The 2,072-nt window shown below is 43.4% G+C and carries 1 protein-coding gene and 2 pseudogenes; all 3 read left to right on the forward strand.

Annotated features, from left to right (window positions below; genetic code table 11):
- Positions 1–609, forward strand: a pseudogene (locus tag AB4496_RS12205) (hypothetical protein); the annotation flags it as partial.
- Positions 610–631: 22 nt separating this feature from the next.
- Entirely contained in the window at positions 632–1,732 is a 1,101-nt protein-coding gene (locus tag AB4496_RS12210) for an AI-2E family transporter (protein WP_017096361.1), read from the forward strand.
- Positions 1,733–2,072 (forward strand): annotated as a pseudogene (locus AB4496_RS12215) (two pore domain potassium channel family protein); the annotation flags it as partial.

Genomic DNA, 2,072 nt, shown 5'->3' on the forward strand with positions numbered 1-2,072 from the left:
GGTTTAGCGACTTCTGGTGTAGTGTCGGTGACTATTTTTGCGCTGGTTCATGTCTTCTTCCCTGAACCTAAGTCGGAGTTCTCTGGCTTTGCGTCGGTACCTTTCAATAAGACAGAGCGCTGGTATGCGGCTTTCCGTGCGATGATTATCTCTTATCCCGTTGTGTGCTTTTTCTTTATTTTTCAGATATCTGAAGCATTGTTAACCATGATGTTTATTGCGTTGTTATCGTTAATGATCACTTCAGAAAAATCAGTCAAATTAAGTGCATTTCTGGTGATCAGTAATGGCATTGGTGGCTTGCTAGCGATAGCTGCTTTTTCAATCCTTTCGATTGTTCCGAATATTATCTTCTACTCTTTATTCATAGGCTTGGTCGCTATTGTGATTGCTAAGAAGATCTACACGGTTCCCGAAAAAGCACCGATTTTCGCCACTGCATTTAGTACCTTGCTCGTACTTGTTGGTAGCACATTGATGAGCTCCGGTGATATCGATAGCAACACCCTTATACGCATATTCCAATTAGTGTTAATTGGAATATATATGATTTTGGCTTCTCTATTCCTAGAAACACGGAATTGGAAGTTCCTACAAAATCAGCCTTAATCTTGTCTAACAAGGACGTTTCATGAAGTTAACCGATGATTTTTCAAAACAGGCGATAGACGCTGCCATCAAAATTGCAGCGATTGCTATGCTCGTCTACTGGTGTTTTGCGATTTTACGCCCATTCATTCTATTGGTTATTTGGGGGGCGATCATTGCGACTGCGCTCTATCCAGTTGCTGTCGCGATTTCAAATAAGACGGGAATGTCGAAAGGAAAAGCCAGCGCATTACTGAGCTTTATCGGAGTACTGTTACTGCTCATTCCTTTAGTTGCGCTCTCTTCCGGTATTTACACCAGTGCTTCGGACCTAATGACAGGGCTACAGGACGGAACCCTGTCTCTGCCGAAACCCAAAGAGTCTTTACAAGATATTCCATTCATTGGGGAGAAGGTATATTCAACCTTGGTAGCTGCCTCCAATAATATTGAAGGTACGTTCATAAAGTATGCTGACGAACTGAAACAGTTTGCGACGAAAGCTGCTTCTGTTTTAGGCTCTCTCGGCGGTGGGTTTATTCAGTTTATTATTTCTACCATCATTGCTGGCGCATTTATGAGTAACGCCGATAAGTGCCAAACGGGGGTCACTCACTTAGTGGCTCGCCTAACCGATGGTAAAGGTGAAGAGTTGGTACAGTTATCTAAATCAACGGTACGTAGTGTCGTGCAGGGTGTGATAGGTGTTGCTGTGATTCAATCCATTATGTCAGCAATTGGTTTAGTGATTGCTGGCGTTCCTGCGGCTGCGTTTTGGGCATTAGCTGTTCTGCTCATTGCTATTATCCAACTTCCGCCGATTCTTGCTTTATTGCCTGCAATTATTTACATGTTCAGTGTTGAATCGACGCTAGCGGCGAGCCTGTTCTTAGTGTGGTGTATTTTGGTCAGTGGCAGTGACGCTATTTTGAAACCGATGCTATTGAGCCGCGGCTCTCATATCCCAATGTTGGTTATTCTACTGGGTGCATTGGGCGGAATGGCGATGTCAGGAATCGTTGGTCTGTTTGTTGGTGCAGTTATACTGAGTTTAAGCTATGAGCTGATGATGGCATGGCTTGGACTTGAAGAGAAAAACCAAGAAGAAACTGAGAAAAAACCAGCAGAGGCAGAGGAAAAATAGATGAAGCCAGTCTCTAAAGACGACAACTTCTACTTCTTATTCTATGCACTGTTGGTGTTGTTTTTTGGTTGCGCGGTGATGCAGCAGTTTTATCCGCAAGGTCAAAAGACCATTCTGTTTTTGATCATTATTACTTTGGCTGTTTCGATAGTGGGAATACATAAAGAGCGAGCCTTGTATCGCTCTTGGTATGGTCTGTTATTGATAACCGCTACGGTGTCGGGGGTATTCTCGTTTTTGGAGGACTATAACCTTTCGATAGTGACGTTAACGGCATTGGCGGTGTTTCTGTTCTCACATATTTATTCCGCTCTCAAACAGGTAATGAAAGCAAAGACGG

The sequence above is a fragment of the Vibrio sp. 10N.222.46.A1 genome (genome assembly GCF_041473595.1).
Lineage (GTDB): Bacteria > Pseudomonadota > Gammaproteobacteria > Enterobacterales > Vibrionaceae > Vibrio > Vibrio tasmaniensis_A.

Bases quoted from the DNA above. Each gene is read 5' to 3' on its own strand.
- AB4496_RS12210 (WP_017096361.1), top strand. From the start codon at position 632: ATGAAGTTAACCGATGATTTTTCAAAACAGGCGATAGACGCTGCCATC.